This window comes from Flagellimonas pacifica (assembly GCF_900215465.1).
GTDB classification, from domain to species: Bacteria; Bacteroidota; Bacteroidia; order Flavobacteriales; family Flavobacteriaceae; genus Flagellimonas; species Flagellimonas pacifica.
The window spans coordinates 242461-259925 of the sequence record NZ_OBEH01000005.1; the positions used below are offsets into that span (position 1 = coordinate 242461).

The window sequence follows — 17465 nt, forward strand, 5'->3', positions numbered from 1 at the left end:
CATCCCAACTATCAAACAAAATTTTAAAGCCATGAAAAAATCAATGCCAAAACTCACCGTGATCTTACTGGCGATAGCAATCGCCTCATGCTCCCGATCGAATGGGGAGCAACAGTCACCACCAGAAAATGCCCCGATAGAAGAGCAACTCGATTACATTGGCAAAAAAGAAAACTTCGGCAGTGAAAAGGAGCGATTACAGGCGCTTTTCGATGCTTACGCCGATAATGAGCTGAAATATCTGCCCCCTTTGGGCACATTTATGGGCAATCATACCTATGACCACATGTGGATGGATGTGTCCCCCAAGGGTTTTGAAAAGAGGCAACAAGCGCTGAACCTACTCTATGAAACCAAAGACTGGTTTAATGCTTCAACTCTGTCCCTAGATGATGCCACCAACTATCAGGTGTATAATCGCAGTGTGGCTGACAACTACCGTGCCAACCAGTTTCCCAACCATTACCTGATCGTGGATCAGATCCAGAATTATAATCACTACATCGCCATGACCATGCAGTCCATGCCTGTCCGTAAGGAAAAGGATCTGCAAAACTTCAAATCCCGGATGGAGGGCATTGCCACTGTATTAGAAGATATGAAGACCTTACTTCAGCAAGGACTCGATGAGGGAATATCCATGCCGTATACGTCCGTGCTATTAGTGCCCGAGCAGATGAAATCTTTAATTGCAACCAACCCTGAACAAAGCCCTTTTTACCAGCCCATAGCTAACCTACCGGAAAGCATAGATGCGGAAGGTGGTCGTTCTATTCAGGAAGAAATCAGAGATATTATTAGTCAGGAAGTAAACCCTGCACTATTGACATTTCACGATTTTATGAAAGAAACCTACCTGCCCAATGCCCGAAAAACATATGGTCTCAAAGACTTGCCCAATGGCGAGGCATGGTACCAGGAACGCATCCGTTTTCACACCACTACAGATCTTACTGCCTCAGATATTCATGAGATAGGAAAGCAGGAAGTAGCCCGCATCACTCAGGAAATGCAAGCGATTATCGATGAGCTAAATTTTGAGGGGGGTATCCCCGCTTTTAATACCTTCTTAAAGGACGATCCACAATTCTATTTTACCGATCCGGAGGAGTTGTTAAAAACCTACCGTGACATCTGTAAGCGGATTGATCCGGAGTTGCCAACACTTTTTGGCATACTGCCTGTTTTGCCCTATGGGATAAAAGAGACCCCTGCTTACAGGTCAAAAAGTGCTCCTGCCGCCTATTATATGCCAGGGTCAAGAGAAGCGGGGAGAGCGGGTTACTTCTATGCCAGCACTTACGATTTAAAGAGCCGCCCCAAGTGGGGAATGGAAGCCTTGAGCTTGCATGAGGCAGTGCCTGGTCATCATTTCCAAATCGCAATAGGCCAGGAACTGGAAAATCAGCCGGAATTTAAAACTGCTACCTTTCAGTTTACCGCTTTTGCCGAAGGCTGGGGGCTCTATGCGGAGAGCCTCGGTGCGGAACTTGGATTGTACACCGACCCCTATCAGCGGTATGGCAGACTGACCTTCGAAATTTGGCGGGCCATCAGGCTAGTAGTAGATACTGGTATTCATGCGTTGGACTGGTCCCGGCAAGAAGCCATTGACTACTTCAAAGCCAATTCTAGTCTTGCCGAGCACGACATCACGGTAGAAGTGGATCGCTACATCGCCTGGCCGGGGCAAGCGCTGGCTTACAAGATAGGTGAACTAAAGATAAAGGAACTGAAAAAAAGCGCACAGAATCAGTTAGGTAATGACTTTGACATACGAGGTTTCCATGATGTGGTGCTGGGTAGTGGCATTGTGCCACTGGATGTGCTGGAAAACAATGTGGAGGACTGGATATCGAATCAACAGTAAGACGAAATAAGACTACAATAGAATGCTGGAACTATAAAAACTATTTGCCTCGGGTCGTGTCTTCACGGCCAGACAACTTAGGTAGTTCATTTAACCCTAACAGGGTTCAAAACCCTGTTAGGGTTATCAGACTTAAAAAACAACGATGAAAAAAATGAGACATACATTATTGATATGTTCAAAAAGTGTAAAACCAACCTAATCCTATAAACATGAAAAATCTATTCTTACTCTTTATTCTATACTTGTCAACCATATTGGCAAACGCTCAAACCAAACTTGTAAAGGCCGATGCTTACCTGAATGTAAGGACAGGACAAATTGTGAAGCCAGCGAACCTGATTATCAAAGACGGGTTGATAAAGTCAATAAACCCAAAGTCCATTCCTGATAACATAGAAATAATTGACCTGTCTGGTAAAATCCTGTTGCCAGGTCTTATGGACATGCATGTGCATTTACATTGGGATGAAGATTACCCAACCGCGACCTTATTTAAGGAAAGTACATCGGAAGCTGCTTTTAGAGGGGCCAGGAATGCAAAAAAGAATCTTATGGCAGGATTTACAACTATAAGGACAGTTGGACAGGACCATCCATCTATTGAATTGTTAGATGTGGAAATTGACAAAGCAATCAAAAAGGGATTTATTGACGGTCCTGACATTATTCCGGCAGGTCATGCCATTAGCATTTCCGGTGGCCATTATGATTTATCAATGTTTGATACTTTTTCGGCCGGTGTATTGGAGTTTGGGATAGAACATGGTATTGCAGATGGGGAAGATGAAGTGATAAAAGCTGTTCGATATCAAATTAAACATGGGGCTAAAGTGATTAAGATAGCAGCTACTGCGGGTGTAATGAGCTTAGGAGGTAGTGTTGGTGCCTTGCAATTCCCAGAAAAAGAAATAATTGCAATTGTAGAAGAAGCTGCACGTCATAATGTCAAAGTTGCTGCTCATGCTCATGGCCTTGAAGGAATCATTGTTGCAACCCGGGCTGGCGTTGCATCTATTGAGCATGGTTCCATTTTGAATGACGAGGCCATTGAATTGATGAAAAAACAAGGAACTTACCTGGTTCCAACAGCATATTTGAATGAACCAACAGACCTCAGTCATCTACCGGAAGCAATGAGAAAAAAGGCAGAAGAAATAATGCCTAAAGCCCGGGCAAGCCATAGTGAAGCCATTAGGAAAGGTGTAAAAATTGCCTTTGGAACAGATGTTGGTGCACCGAAAGTAATCGCTCACGGAGAAAATGCCAAGGAGTTTAAAACACTGGTAAACCTTGGTATGAGCAATATCAACGCAATAAAAACGGCAACCATTAACGCTGCTGACCTTTTGAGCATGACAGATAGAGGATTATTGGAAGTTGGTATGAGAGCTGACATTGTGGCTGTTGACGGAAATCCTCTGGACGACATCAAAGCGTTAGAGCGCGTAAAGTTCGTTATGAAGGGTGGAGAGGTTTACAAGAATGAAAAGTAAATGAGCGCCTCTGTTTTAACCCTGTCAGGGTTATCAAACTTAAAAAAAAATATCCAACATGAAATGAGCATAACTTTAGGCATCCTAAATTATACCAACCGAGGATCAATAAAGTTTATCGTGAATTCCATGTGTGCTTATTGAAACAAACACTATATACATGAAAAACTATATTTTATTATACTTTGCCATAATTGGTGCGAGCCAAATGTCTCAAGAGTAAGAAGACAAATATCTATGGCTTGAAGAAGTAAATGGCGAAAAGGCACTGGAATTGGTTAAGGAACAAAATGATGCAACACTTACGAAACTTAGTAAAGAAGCGGACTATCAGCAGATTTTTGATGAGAGCCTAAAAATTTACAACTCTCAAGAAAGAATTGGATACTCCTCTTCGCCTCGGGCCGTGTTTTCACGGCCAGAAAGTATAAGGTAGTGCAAGGTTCGTGAGGATACGAATCTGAGTGATGATTTGAATTATTGCTTAATTTAAATAATAATATAATGCTGCTATCAAACACTAAAATGAATATGCGAACTAAACCATTAGATAACAAAAGCAAACCACCGATGAAAAACCTACTAATTGGTATTCTATTCGTAACGGCTCTAGGCTGTTCAAATGTTGAGAATCAAGAAAAGACATACGACTTTCAGCAGCTGACAGATGACTATCTCCAAGTGTTTTGGCAGCAGTCGCCTGAATGGGCCAGCTGGTCAGGGCTGACGCAATACGATTCAATCTTAACCATTAACACACCAGTTTATTTGGAGAAGACGAAAGCGACTTGTGACAGTTTATTGAACGTATTGGAAAGCTACCCTTCCGAAGAGCTCACAAGCCTGGATAAAATTGACCTTGCAATGATGAAGGGTATGCTCTACTGGAATGATTGGAACACATCGACTTTCAAGCCCCACGAATGGGATCCCTCGGAAACCAATATTGGACAGAGGATAGGTATCATCATGAATCGCACGGATAGTCTGGCTACCAAACTAAAAAGTCTTTCTGTTCTGCTATCTAAAACATCTGGATTCTATCAAGCAGGCTTAGCCAATCTTAAGACCCCTTCCAAACCACATCTTGACTTGGCCATTCAGCAAAACCAGGGGACGCTCAACTACCTGACATCTTTGGAAAGAACCGTAGAAAGTGCTGCAATAAGTGCCGCCGAAAAGGAGCCACTCACTGCCAGTATCAGTGGTACTAAAACAGCCATAGAGGCCTTCATCAAAGGGCTTGAGTCAATAATCGCAAGCGGAGATTATAGAGACTCACGCATTGGAGAAGAACTGTTTGAACAGAAGTACAAGTACGAAATCAACGCTGAATATACGGCCAGAAAAATCTACGAGAAAGCACTGGCTGAGAAAGCAGAACTGCGCCGTCAAATGATCACCATTAGTGATACCCTGTGGAACGATTATTTGCCAGAAGATTCAAAGCCTTCGGATTCTTTATTAATGGTCAAAAAACTGATTGATAAGATTGCTGAAAATCATGTGCCAAGGGATAGTTTCTTTATTGAAATAAACCGTCAGGTAAAGGAACTTGCTGCTTTTGTAGATGAGAAGGACTTGCTCACGCAGGATCCTACCAAGCCATTACAGGTACGTGAAACACCTGAGTACATGCGAGGTATAGCCGGAGCTTCCATCACCCCTCCCGGACCATTTGAAGAAAACGGCACCACTTTCTACAACGTTACTCCGCTGGACAACTATACGGACGAGCAGGCGGAGAGCTACCTGCGTGAGTACAATGATTACATTCTACAGATTCTAAACATACACGAAGCTATTCCTGGTCATTATACACAATTTGTTTACGCAAATAAGTCTAAAAGCCTCATTAAGTCGATCTTGTTTAATGGAGCCATGGTAGAAGGCTGGGCCAACTACACTGAAATCATGATGCTCGAAGAAGGCTACAACAGCTCTCCGGAGATATGGCTGATGCGGAACAAGTGGCACCTCAGAAGTGTCACTAATACCATATTGGACTACAGTTATCATGTAATGGACCTGACGCAGAAAGAGGCCATGTCATTGATGAAGGAGGATGCTTTTCAAGAACAGGCAGAAGCAGAGGAAAAATGGATACGCCTGACAAGAAGCTCCGTTCAACTCTCCTCATATTTTACAGGTTTTACCCAAATCTACTCTTTAAGAGAAGAGATAAAAGCGAAGAGAGGTGAGGATTTCAACCTCAAAGAATTTCACGAAGAATTTCTGAGTTATGGCAATGCTCCGGTAAAGTATATCCGGGAGTTTATGCTCCAAAACTAAATTTGTCATCTAACAATCGACATTGAAAATGCCTCTGGTTACTAAAAACTGACATGCAAAACCGATACGCAAATAGCTATTTAATAAATTCAGAGGCATGTGCCACACCTAAACCATTACATATCAAAACTTACCACAATGAAGACTAAATACAACGTACTGTTAGTATTTATTCTGGCTGCCTGCACTGTCCCCTGAGGAATCTATCACAAAAGAAAAAATACGCTGGGATAGCTGGTGTTCCTCGCATTTATGCTACTAGATGCATTGGCAAACATGCTTATGGGACAATCAAAGCACATAAAAGAGTCAATGTTTATGACGCCTTGGCCTAACCGAAAGGTGATGTCATCACAGAATGAACAAAAGCTTGTTTAGAATTTGCCAGACACTAGGGGAAGTTCTTATATCACCCAAAGGAATAAGTAAGAAAAATCATCAAAAAGCCGTACTTTGTGAAGAGTATTTCAAGGAGAGTAAGCTTTCGGTTTCTGAGATATGTCAACGATTGGATATTTCAAGAGTGACACGCCAAATATTTAGGATTCAGAAAGCTTAAAGGAATGCTAGAACCTTACAAAAAAAAAGTGACTCTTATTATATGACATATACTGATAATCCGGTCGGTTCTATCTGGCATAGATGGGACCCTCATATACATATACCCGGAACATTAAAGAACGACAACTACGGGGGTGGAACCAAATTGAATGATTTCGTAAATAAGATAAATCTTTCTTCTCCTCCTATTCAAGTTTTGGGCATAACCGATTATTATGTTTTGGATTCATATGAGAGAGTTTTGCCCATTTTTAAGAATGGAGGAATGCCAAATGTCAAATTGTTATTTCCAAACATCGAGCTAAGGTTCGCCGTCAATGCAGGGAAAGGTTCTCCAATAAATGTTCATTTACTAGTATCGCCCGAAGACAATGAACATGTTCAAAAGACAAAAAGATTTTTAAGAGATCTTAAGTTCGAATATGATGGAGAAAGCTAAGGATGTATCAACGATGATTTGATTCGACTTGGAAGAGCATTCGAACCTAGCTCTAAGGATGACGTTCATCTTTTAAAAATAGGCGTTGAACAATTCAAGGTTTCACCAATAGACCTAAGCAAGGCTTTTAAAAACCATCAATGGGCTAGGGAGAATATCATGGTTGGGGTTGCAGCCGGTCAAAATGATGGTATTGGCCAACTTCAGGAGGGTGGCTTGACTGCTTTAAGGGAAGAACTGCAGAGAATGTCCCATTTAATATTCTCGGGTCGTCCGGGCGATCGTGATTATTGGTGCGGTAAGGGAGTGGACTCCGAGAAAGAAATAAGAGAAAAATATAAAAGCTTAAAGCCTTGTCTGCACGGTAGTGATGCCCATGATCTTGATAGCGTGGGCCGTCCCGATTACGACCGGTTCTGTTGGCTACGTGGAGATCTTAAGTTTGAAACCTTGCGGCAAATATGTTTTGAACCGGAAAGAAGGGTGTTTATAGGAAATGAGGTTTCAGAAGATGGTTTTCCTTCCCACACCATTGAAAAGGTTAAGGTCGATAATGCAAGTTGGTTGGAGAACCCTGAGATCAAAATTAACTCAGGACTTGTCGCCATTATCGGTGCTCGTGGTTCCGGAAAAACAGCTCTAGTGGAGATGATTGCCGCTGGTTCTGGGAGCGTTGATCAATCTCATACTAAACGTTCTTTCCTCGAAAGGGCCAAAGATCTATTGGAGGATACTACAAGTACAGTTACCTGGGGCAATACAGAAACAACTAATTTTCCTGTAAATATTTCCCTGTTGCCCTTGGAAAGTGAGGAACCCAGGGTTCGGTATTTATCACAACAGTTCGTTGATCTTCTATGTTCCTCCGATGGCCTTGCAGATGAGTTGGTAAATGCGATTGAAAATGTAATTTTTGACGCCCATAGTGTAGATGAAAGGCTTGGTGCACGTACGTTTGATGAACTAAGGAGCACTAAAACAGAATCAATCAAGAGGAGCATAGATAAATATCAAAAATTGCTTCAAGACATTGGTGATAATATATCCGTACAAGATGACCTGGCAAGAAATGTAGAAGACCTAAGAAAAAAACAGGCCAATGAGCTTGCGGCCATAGAGCGAATGAAAGTGGACCGTAAGAAACTGATACCTTCCGATAATAAAAAACTCTTGGAAAAATTGGATCAGGTCAGAGAAGCGACTGAAGCCAAATCGCAAACCATAGCGACTATTGAAAAAAAAGACCTCAAACTACAAGGTTTAAAAGAGGAAGCCGATCAATTTAAGGACGGAACTGCCAGACCATACCTTGAGGATCTAAAGACAAACTATGAAGAAGCAAAATTAACCGACAAACAATGGGAAAATTTCAACCTTACCTATAAGGGGGATGTTGGGGCTCTATTGCAAAAAGAACTATTGGAAACCTCAAAAGAACTAGTTAAGTTAAAGGGTCCGGGGATTGGAGAGGCACTAGAAGCGGAGGACAAAGTCAAAGCAAAACCTTACTTGAAATCTTACAAAGACCTTTCATCGAACACCTACACATTGCTCTTAAAGGAGCAACACCGGTTGGAAGCCCTGATAGGGGTCGATAGCTCTAGAAGGAAGAAGTATACGGAGCTTTCCAATAAAATAACAAAAGCAGAAACGGCCCTTAAACTCCGGAATAAGGAAGTGCTTAACGCGGAAGCGGCACCGACAAAGATTAAAGAGCTCTTAACACAACGAAAGGATGCCTACGAACTTTTGATCGGACAGATTGAAAAAGAGGAAACCCTTTTATCAAAACTTTATAGCCCACTTCAAGAACGACTCAATTCCCAAGAGGGTACGCTATCCAAACTTACTTTTTCTGTTAATAGGATAGTGGATATAGAACAGTGGGCCGAATCGGGTGAAAGACTTATCGATCGATCAAGGGTCGGTTTGTTTAAAGGTATTGGTACATTGAAAGGAATTATAAAAGATGCATTGGAGAATGTATGGAAAAATGGTTCTTCTCAAGAAATTGCCAAGGCCATGTCCGAATTCCGTACCAAGTATGGCCAAGCGTTTTGGAACCATGCTTTTGAGGATGCTAAAAAGACCAGGGAAACTAAGAAACATTGGTACGGTCAGATTTCAACATGGCTTTACGGTATCGATCATGTTAAGGTCAGCTATGGTTTGAAATATGAGGGCGTTGATGTACAGCAACTGTCACCAGGTACAAGGGGGATAGTTCTTCTTTTACTTTATCTTTCCATTGATATAGACGACGACCGCCCTTTGATTATTGATCAGCCAGAAGAAAACTTGGATCCCAAATCCATTTTTGAGGAACTGGTAGAAAAATTTAAGGAAGCCAAAAAAAGAAGACAAATCATCATCGTTACCCATAATGCAAATTTGGTGGTAAATACTGATGCCGACCAAGTGATAGTAGCTTCACGTGGAAGGCACAAAAAAGGGGCACTCCCTGATATTGGCTATAAGAGTGGGGGACTGGAAAACCCGGAAATCCGTAAAGCTGTTTGTGATATTTTGGAAGGAGGAAAACAAGCCTTTGAAGAAAGATCAAAAAGACTACGAATCAATATTTAAATCCACCAACATCCAATATAGATCAAAAACCCTTTGACAGGATTAGCTCTTTTTTAAAAAGAATGTAATTTGCCGGATATTTAGCATTTAAGAGCGGCTGAAATAGGGTGTCAAAAATTGATGTAAGCGGTAAGTTAAAATGCACATTTTTAGGAAATCTATTAGCCCAAAAACTTTGTCTTACAAAACCTTCGATTTATGGTACTGAAAGTTACCACTTCATCCTCTGCAACCGTACCGCATTTACGATGGCTAACAAAGCAACACCCACATCAGCAAAGACCGCTTCCCACATTGTGGCCAATCCACCTGCCCCTAAAATCAGAACAATTGCTTTTACGCCAAATGCCAAACCGATATTCTGCCAAACGATTCTTCGAGTAGAACGACCAATTTGAATCGCCCTTGCAATCTTACTGGGCTGGTCGGTCTGGATGATGACATCAGCAGTCTCAATGGCCACATCACTCCCCAATCCGCCCATTGCGATACCCACATCACTTGCAGCCAAGACGGGCGCATCATTGATACCGTCCCCAATGAAGGCTACTTTAATGTCTGACCGCTTTTTGAGTTGTTCGACTTCGTTGAGCTTGTCTTCAGGCAACATTCCACCTTTCGCCCAATCGATGTTCATTTCGTTGGAAACTTGTTGGGTTATAGAATCCTTATCGCCCGAGAGCATAATGATTTTTGAAATTCCCGAATCCCTGATCTGTTCGATGGCCTGGTGGGCATCTTCCTTCAATTCATCCGCGATGGTTACATAACCTGCAAATTTTCCATCTATGGCCACCATTACGATGGACCCTACAATGGTATCGGTTTCAGATGGAACTCCGATGTTGTTTGTTGTCATCAAAGCTTTATTTCCGACGAATACGGTTTTCCCGTTGACCGTGCCCTTCAATCCCTTTCCCGCGACCTCTGAAACACCGGTCGTTGCATAATCCATACCATCCGCTTTATATTCCAGTATCGCCTTTGCGATGGGATGGGTGGATTGCTCTTCCATCGCCATCAGGTATTTCATAAACTCTTTTTCCCCAAAAATTATGGAATTGATTTCCTTGATTTTGAATATCCCTTTGGTAACCGTTCCGGTCTTGTCCATAACCACCGTATTCACTTTGGTCATCGCATCCAAAAAGGATGCACCCTTGAACAGGATGCCATTGCGGGATGCCGCACCCAATCCACCGAAATAACCCAGTGGAATGGAAATGACCAATGCACAAGGACAGGAAATCACCAAAAATATCAAAGCTCTGTACAGCCAATCACGAAATACGTAATCATCTATAAAAAAGTAGGGTAGGAATGTCAGGCCAATAGCGAGGAAAACCACGATTGGGGTATAGATCCGAGCAAACTTTCTGATAAACAGTTCTGTCTTTGATTTTCGAGTGGTGGCGTTCTGAACCAAATCAAGTATACGGGCAATGGAACTGTCCTTAAATTCCTTGGTAGTCTCAATTTCGATAACACCATCGAGGTTGATACTTCCTGCAAAAACTTTATCGCCCTTGGCAATGGTATCGGGTTTACTTTCGCCAGTAATCGCAGCCGTATTTACCGATGCTTTTTCGGATAGCAGTTTTCCGTCCAACGGGATTTTCTCGCCCACACGGACCTGAATTTTCTCGCCTATCTTAACGGTTTCGGGATTTACCAAAAAAAAATCGCCATCACGATGGACTAACGCTTCATTTGGGCGTACATCCAATAGGGCCTTGATACTATCCTTAGAACTTCTTACGGCCGCGGCCTGGAACAGTTCACCTACTGCATAAAACAACATTACGGCCACACCTTCGGGATATTCACCGATGGCGAACGCGCCCAAAGTTGCAATGGACATCAAGAAGAACTCGGTAAAGAAATCCCCTCTTTTGATGCTTGCCCAACCTTCCTTAATCACAGGAAGACCAACTGGAATATATGCAACGACGTACCAAACTATCCGTATCCAATCTTTGAAAAAAGGAAAGGTGTCAAAATAGTCAAAGGCGATTCCTGCAATTAATAGTACAAAACTAAAAATGGCAGGTATATAGGCCTTAAATTTAGAAGCCTCTTCTGGACTGCTATGGTTATGACCATCATCGTGAGTGTGTTCGCCCGAATGTTCTCCGGTTTTAATATCTCTCAGGTTTATTTTTTTCTTTTTCATATATGCAATATCTAAACTTGTCCAATGCAACGGAAGTGCATTTATTGGCCGCTACATTTCTCACAAATACCCTTTAAAACCAAGTTAGCATCTTCTGCAATGTAACCGTCAGGTAGGTTAATATGTGGAATTTTGTGTTCCGTAAGGCAGACCGTTTCATCACAATTATTACAATGAAAATGTAAGTGCAAATCTTGTTCGAGATTACAGTCGCAACCTGTTTCGCAAAGTGCATATTTTTGTATGCCAGTACCATCATCTATTTGGTGTACAATTTTCTTTTCCTCAAAAGTGCGCAATGTTCTATACAAGGTTGTGCGGTCAGCTTTTCCGAAAGCGACTTCGATATCCGTTAATGAAGTGGCGGCTTCCTTTTCTGCTAAATACTTATAAATTAGAATTCGCATTGCTGTTGGGCGAACACCATTTTCAGTAAGTCTTTGTTCTATTTCTTTCATTATCTAGTTTTATTTATCAATGTCCGTGTTCTTCGGATTCACCCTTTTTCATTTCCGCCATTAGATAGTAGGCATTGTTGTAGGCAAATTTTATATTCGGCTCTTGGTCGGTAAGAAAATTGATGGCAATCCACTCGCCATCGTGGGTACTTTTTGTTATTTCTACGGGTGTAAAATGCCATTGGTCATTTTCCTTTTTTGCCGAAAACAAATATGACCTTTCGCCATCCGTTGCTATGGCACTTTCCGGCATTGCCCTTGTCAAAGAGTTATCTGTTTGAATGCGTCCTTGAATGTACATTCCCGGTATCAGGTTGCCTTCTTTGTTATCGATTTCGGCGTGGATGTGCAATGCCTTAGGATTTTGCTCAAAAGTCTTTCCTACGGAATAGATTTCTGCCGTCAGTTCCTTTCCTGGTATGGACTGCACATTGAAGGTCACTTTCTGCCCTTCTTTCACTTTGTACACGTCTTTTTCAAAAACCATCAAATCCGCGTGAACGTGGTGGGTGTCTACTACTTCCATAAGGTCAGTCTGTGGTTCTACATACTGGCCTGTCTTAACTTCTACTTTTTGGACAAATCCTTCAATTGGGCTTCGCAATGCTACCCTTTGATAAATTGTTCCGTTTCTTACACCAGAAGCGCTAATACTTAATTGTTGCAATTGGGCATCCAAACCTTTGGCTAAACTTTTGGATGCCTGATATTCCGCTTCGGCCTTTTGAAAATTGGCACCGCTACCCACACCTGCATCGTATAAGGTTTTTTGTCGTTCATATTCCTTCTTTAGAAATTGACTATTACTATACGCACTCAGGTAATCTGTCTGTTTTTGAATGATATTGGGATGTGACAGATATACAACTGTTTGCCCTTTATTGACCTTGTCACCCTCAATTACCTCGATGGAAACCACATTTGCCCCTACGACCGAAGTGATAGTAGCCTCATTTTGTGGTGGTACTTCCAGTTGGCCATTTGCTTCGACATAGCCACTCATATTACGCATTTGCAACGTATCGATTTTCATTTGAAGTGCATCGAACTGTTTGGCCGTGAGCACTACTTCTTCAGCTTCACCTTCACTATGTTTTTCTTCCATTTCGGAATTTTCCGCTCTGTTTTCGGATTTAGAATCCCCACAGGACGATAGCCCCAAGAATATCATTATGAGTCCAAAAACTGTATATTTAGATAGATTTTTCATTTTTATTGCTTAAAATATTGTAGTTCAAATGTTGATTTTAGGTAATTGTCGAGAGCGTCTAGCGCATCCATTTCGGTTTGTATGGCATCCCGTATGATTTGTGTAAATGCTGCGTAGTCCACCGCACCTTCTTTATAGGCCAGCAATGCCCCTTTTCGCTGTTCCTCGGCAAGTGGTAACGCCTTTGCGTTATAAAATTGCCAAGATGTTTTCCATTTTTGGTAAGCCTGTGTTACTTGCTGATATTCTGATTGCAGTTGCCGTTGCGTAAAGTCAGCATTAGCCTTTGCGATTTCGCTATCGAGTTTGGCGGCTTTTGTCTGACTGCGTTTCGAACCAGAAAACAAGGGAATTGAAATCCCTGCCTGATAACTGTAAAATCCGCTGTTGCCGTTCACTCTTTGAAGACCACCCTGTACATTGAAATTGGGCAACAAATTGGCACGTTTTGATTTGTAATTGGCTTCTGCTTCGGCAATACGTTTTTGCGAAAATTCCAGTTCGGGATGTTTGTCCAAATCCGTATCCATTCCCAATATGGCAACTTCACTTTCGTCCAAAGTTTTGGGAACGGAATAAAAACTATCCGATGTTAACCAAAAGTTGAATCTCTGAAGGGCAATTGCATAATCACTTTCTGCTTGCTGTAATTTGTTACTGATTTGCAAGGCCTGATTTATAGCTGATGAATATTCCAATCTTGAAATAGCCTCTACCTTAAAGTTGAGCTCGATAGCTTTTTCAAATTGCTTGTAGATAGAATCCAGTTCGCGATATAACTCAAATTTTTGGCGTTGTTGATAGGCTTGCGACCAAGCCTTTTTAACTTCCTGTTCCACTTGCAGTTCGGAAAGGTCGAGGGCTGTTTTAGCCAATGCGATACGCTGTTTTTGTAGACGCTTCTTTGCGCTTATGCCAAACAGGTTGATATTCTGTTGACCAACACCAATGATAGTATAGATACCTTGATTATCCGATATTTCTTCGCCACCCGTAAAGACCTGAGTTTTTCCAAAATCATAGGCTGTTCCTTTTAGAACCTCTTGTTGTTGAATATTTAACTGTTTCGCCTTTAATAGTGGGTAATTTTCCTTGGAAATTTCGACTGCTCTTTCCAATGAAATAACAGGCAACGTGTCGTTCTGTTGAACTTGTTGCGCTTTCATAAAAGTGGATGTAAACAAAAGGCAAACAACCGCAGTTGCTGTTACCAATTTTGGATTTAGTTTCATCTTACGTTCCGAACGTTTCTCTACCCATTGATAGAAAATAGGAAGGATGAAGAGTGTCAAAAGCGTTGACGTTATCAACCCACCGATAACCACGGTTGCCAGAGGTCGCTGTACTTCAGCACCAGCCGAAGCTGAAATCGCCATTGGAAGAAACCCTAAAATATCAGTAAAGGCGGTCAACATAATAGGACGTATTCTACGTTTTGTACCCTCAATAATTCGGTCTTTAAGATTAGTTACACCTTCCTCTTTTAACTCGTTCAGACCACTAATCATTACCAATCCGTTCAAAACGGCAACCCCAAATAATACAATAAAACCTACCCCTGCGGAAATGCTAAAGGGCATATCCCGAAGCCATAACGCAAACACACCACCTATAGTCGCCATTGGGATAGCTAGATATATCATCACAGTCTGCTGAAAGGATTTTAAGGCGAAATAAATCAATATAAATATGAGTAGTAGGGCAATAGGAACGACCGTTTTCAATCGCTCGCTTGCCCGTTCTAGATTTTCAAATGCACCACCATATCGAATAAAATAACCTGGTGGCAAATCAAGGTTTGCTTCAAGCTTATCTTTAATCTCGTTAACTAAAGATTCCACATCACGTCCGCGTACATTTACACCTACATAAGTTCTGCGATTTGTATTGTCTCGACTTATCTGCATCGGCCCAGGTGTGTACTCAATATCCGCCAGTTCCTGAAGGGGTATTTGTGAACCGTTCGGTAGATTAATATATAGATTTCTGATATCGCTAATATCGGTTCGGTTTTGTTCGTCGAGCCTAACAACCAAATCAAAACGTTTTTCGCCTTCGAAAATCACCCCAGCATAACCACCCGCAAAAGCGGATTGCACTATGGTATTAAGTTGGTCGATACTAACCCCATATTGTGCCAGTTTATTTCGATTGTACTTAATGGTCATTTGCGGTAATCCTGAGGTAGCTTCTGCTCTCATATCACCAATACCAGAGGTGCCTGCGATAATTTTAGTGATTTCTTCGGCTTTTGCGGCTAATACAGCAATATCCTCGCCATAGATTTTAATGGCAACATCCTCGCGGATACCTTCCAGCAATTCGTTAAACCGCATTTCAATGGGTTGGGTAAACTCATAATTAACACCAGGTACAATACTGACCGCTTCTTTCATTTTATCAATTAGTTCATCCTTGCTATCGGCAGATACCCATTCATTCTGTGGTTTAAGGATGACGAAAACATCGGCAAAATCCATAGGCATAGGGTCTGTAGGAACTTCGGCAACACCTATACGGCTCACTATTTTATCAACTTCTGGAAACTCGGCCTTTACAATACGCTCTATCTTGGTCGTGGTCTCAACGGTCTCGCTCAACGAGCTTCCGGGTTGAAGGATTGCGTGGAATGCAATATCACCTTCGTCCAATTGCGGAATAAACTCACCACCCATTTTAGTAAACATAAATATGGCAATGGCAAAAATGGCTACGGCAGTACCTACTATCCATTTTCCTTTTTCCAGCGTATTTACCAACAGCGGTTCATATTTGTGCTGCACCCATTGCACAAAACGGTCGCCCCACGATTTTTTTTCTGTTTTAGGCGGTTTCAATAGTAGGGCGGACATCATGGGCACATACGTAAGGCAGAGAAACATAGCACCTATCATTGCAAAAATGAACGTGAGCGCCATTGGCTGGAACATCTTACCCTCAATCCCTTCCAAAGCCAGAATGGGCAGGAATACAATAAGGATGATTAGCTGACCGAAAAAGGCAGCGTTCATCATTTTTTTAGAAGCATTTGCAGCGATTTCATCACGCTTTTCCTTGTTCAACGACTTCTTTTTAAGGACATAGCTTCCCATTAGAAATACACTGGCTTCCACGATTATGACCGCCCCATCGACTATGATACCGAAATCAATTGCACCCAAGCTCATCAGGTTTGCCCATACGTCAAAAACGTTCATCAGAATAAATGCGAACAATAATGAAAGTGGTATAGTAGAGGCTACAATAAGTCCACCACGCCAGTTTCCCAAAAGAAAGACCAATACAAAGATCACGATGAGCGCACCTTCCAATAAATTGTTGCGTACAGTTCCCGTGGTTTCACTTATGAGCTTGCTTCTGTCCAGTAAGGGCTGGATAATCACACCTTCCGGAAGGGATTTCTGTATTTCATCCATCCTGTCCTTGACGCGAACAATGACATCGTTCGAGTTGGCACCTTTAAGCATCATGACCAGACCGCCCACGACTTCGCCTTCGCCATCCTGGGTCAATGCCCCATAGCGGACAGCAGAACCGAAGCGAACACCGGCGACATCACTTACGGTAATAGGAATCCCGTTTTTATTTTTAATGATAATTTTTTTAATGTCATCAAGGCTGCGAACCAAGCCTTCACCGCGAATGAAGTTGGCCTGATGGTTCTTTTCGATGTAAGCGCCCCCAGTGTTTTTGTTGTTCGTTTCCAATGCTGTGAACACATCGGCGATCGTAAGTCCGATAGCTTTCAGTTCGTTGGGGTCCACAGCAACCTCATATTGTTTTATTTTCCCCCCGATAGCATTGATTTCCACAACGCCGGGCACCATTGCCATTTGCCGCCGTACGATCCAATCTTGCATTGTCCGTAAGTCGGCCAAGGAATATTTATCCTGAAATTCAGGTTTTACTTTTAGGGTGTATTGATATACTTCGCCCAGGCCGGTTGAAATAGGGCCCATAGAAGGTTGACCGAACCCTTGGGGAATCTGTTCGCGCACTTCAGTTAGTTTTTCGGAGACAAGCTGACGCGGTAGGTATGTTCCCATATCATCATCAAAAACGATGGTTACTACGGAAAGCCCAAATCTTGAAACCGAACGGATTTCCTTGACACTTGGCAGGTTGCTCATAGCTACTTCGACCGGGTAGGTTACGAATTGCTCAATATCCTCTGTTCCCAGATTGGGCGATTGTGTGATAACTTGTACTTGATTATTGGTAATATCAGGTACGGCATCGATGGGAACTTGCGTCATGCTGTACAGACCGGCACCAATGAGCGCAAGTGTAAGCAGACCGATAATAAATTTGTGGTTGATTGAAAAATCAATGATTTTGTTAATCATTATTCATAAGGTATTAATTCAGTTGAAAAACAGG

At 42.1% G+C, this 17465-nt stretch carries 7 protein-coding genes and 1 pseudogene; 4 read left to right on the forward strand and 4 right to left on the reverse strand.

Annotation, left to right across the window (positions count from 1 at the left end; genetic code table 11):
• The first annotated feature begins 31 nt into the window (after positions 1-31).
• From CRO15_RS16015 to CRO15_RS16040, 4 genes and pseudogenes are all read left to right on the forward strand, one after another.
• Positions 32-1870 carry a DUF885 domain-containing protein gene (locus CRO15_RS16015; protein WP_165769979.1) on the forward strand — a complete coding sequence of 613 codons (1839 nt, stop codon included), beginning with the start codon at positions 32-34 and terminating at the stop codon, positions 1868-1870.
• A gap of 212 nt (positions 1871-2082) precedes the next feature.
• A complete protein-coding gene (locus CRO15_RS16020) occupies positions 2083-3366 on the forward strand; it encodes a metal-dependent hydrolase family protein (protein WP_097046865.1) in 1284 nt (427 codons plus the stop codon).
• Between the two features lie 570 nt (positions 3367-3936).
• Positions 3937-5658 (forward strand): DUF885 domain-containing protein, encoded by a 1722-nt coding sequence (locus CRO15_RS16025; protein WP_165769980.1) that lies wholly within the window; start codon positions 3937-3939, stop codon positions 5656-5658.
• Positions 5659-6259: 601 nt separating this feature from the next.
• A pseudogene (locus tag CRO15_RS16040) lies at positions 6260-9244 on the forward strand (TrlF family AAA-like ATPase).
• Positions 9245-9455: 211 nt separating this feature from the next.
• Here the strand turns inward: CRO15_RS16040 and CRO15_RS16045 are convergent.
• From CRO15_RS16045 to CRO15_RS16060, 4 genes are read right to left on the reverse strand one after another with little or no spacing between them, the layout of a single operon-like run.
• The gene (locus CRO15_RS16045; protein WP_097046870.1) at positions 9456-11417 is read right to left on the reverse strand and encodes a heavy metal translocating P-type ATPase; all 1962 of its coding nucleotides are present in this window, start codon (positions 11415-11417) and stop codon (positions 9456-9458) included.
• A 41-nt stretch (positions 11418-11458) separates the two neighbouring features.
• Entirely contained in the window at positions 11459-11875 is a 417-nt protein-coding gene (locus CRO15_RS16050) for a Fur family transcriptional regulator (protein ID WP_097046871.1), read from the reverse strand.
• Between the two features lie 16 nt (positions 11876-11891).
• The gene (locus tag CRO15_RS16055) at positions 11892-13085 is read right to left on the reverse strand and encodes an efflux RND transporter periplasmic adaptor subunit (RefSeq protein WP_097046872.1); all 1194 of its coding nucleotides are present in this window, start codon (positions 13083-13085) and stop codon (positions 11892-11894) included.
• A 2-nt stretch (positions 13086-13087) separates the two neighbouring features.
• Positions 13088-17431 carry a CusA/CzcA family heavy metal efflux RND transporter gene (locus CRO15_RS16060; RefSeq protein ID WP_097046873.1) on the reverse strand — a complete coding sequence of 1448 codons (4344 nt, stop codon included), beginning with the start codon at positions 17429-17431 and terminating at the stop codon, positions 13088-13090.
• Positions 17432-17465: the final 34 nt, after the last annotated feature.

Coding starts and splice junctions, on each gene's coding strand:
- CRO15_RS16060 (WP_097046873.1), bottom strand. CDS start 17,431: ATGATTAACAAAATCATTGATTTTTCAATCAACCACAAATTTATTATC.
- CRO15_RS16015 (WP_165769979.1), top strand. CDS start 32: ATGAAAAAATCAATGCCAAAACTCACCGTGATCTTACTGGCGATAGCA.
- CRO15_RS16025 (WP_165769980.1), top strand. CDS start 3,937: ATGAAAAACCTACTAATTGGTATTCTATTCGTAACGGCTCTAGGCTGT.
- CRO15_RS16050 (WP_097046871.1), bottom strand. CDS start 11,875: ATGAAAGAAATAGAACAAAGACTTACTGAAAATGGTGTTCGCCCAACA.
- CRO15_RS16045 (WP_097046870.1), bottom strand. CDS start 11,417: ATGAAAAAGAAAAAAATAAACCTGAGAGATATTAAAACCGGAGAACAT.
- CRO15_RS16055 (WP_097046872.1), bottom strand. CDS start 13,085: ATGAAAAATCTATCTAAATATACAGTTTTTGGACTCATAATGATATTC.
- CRO15_RS16020 (WP_097046865.1), top strand. CDS start 2,083: ATGAAAAATCTATTCTTACTCTTTATTCTATACTTGTCAACCATATTG.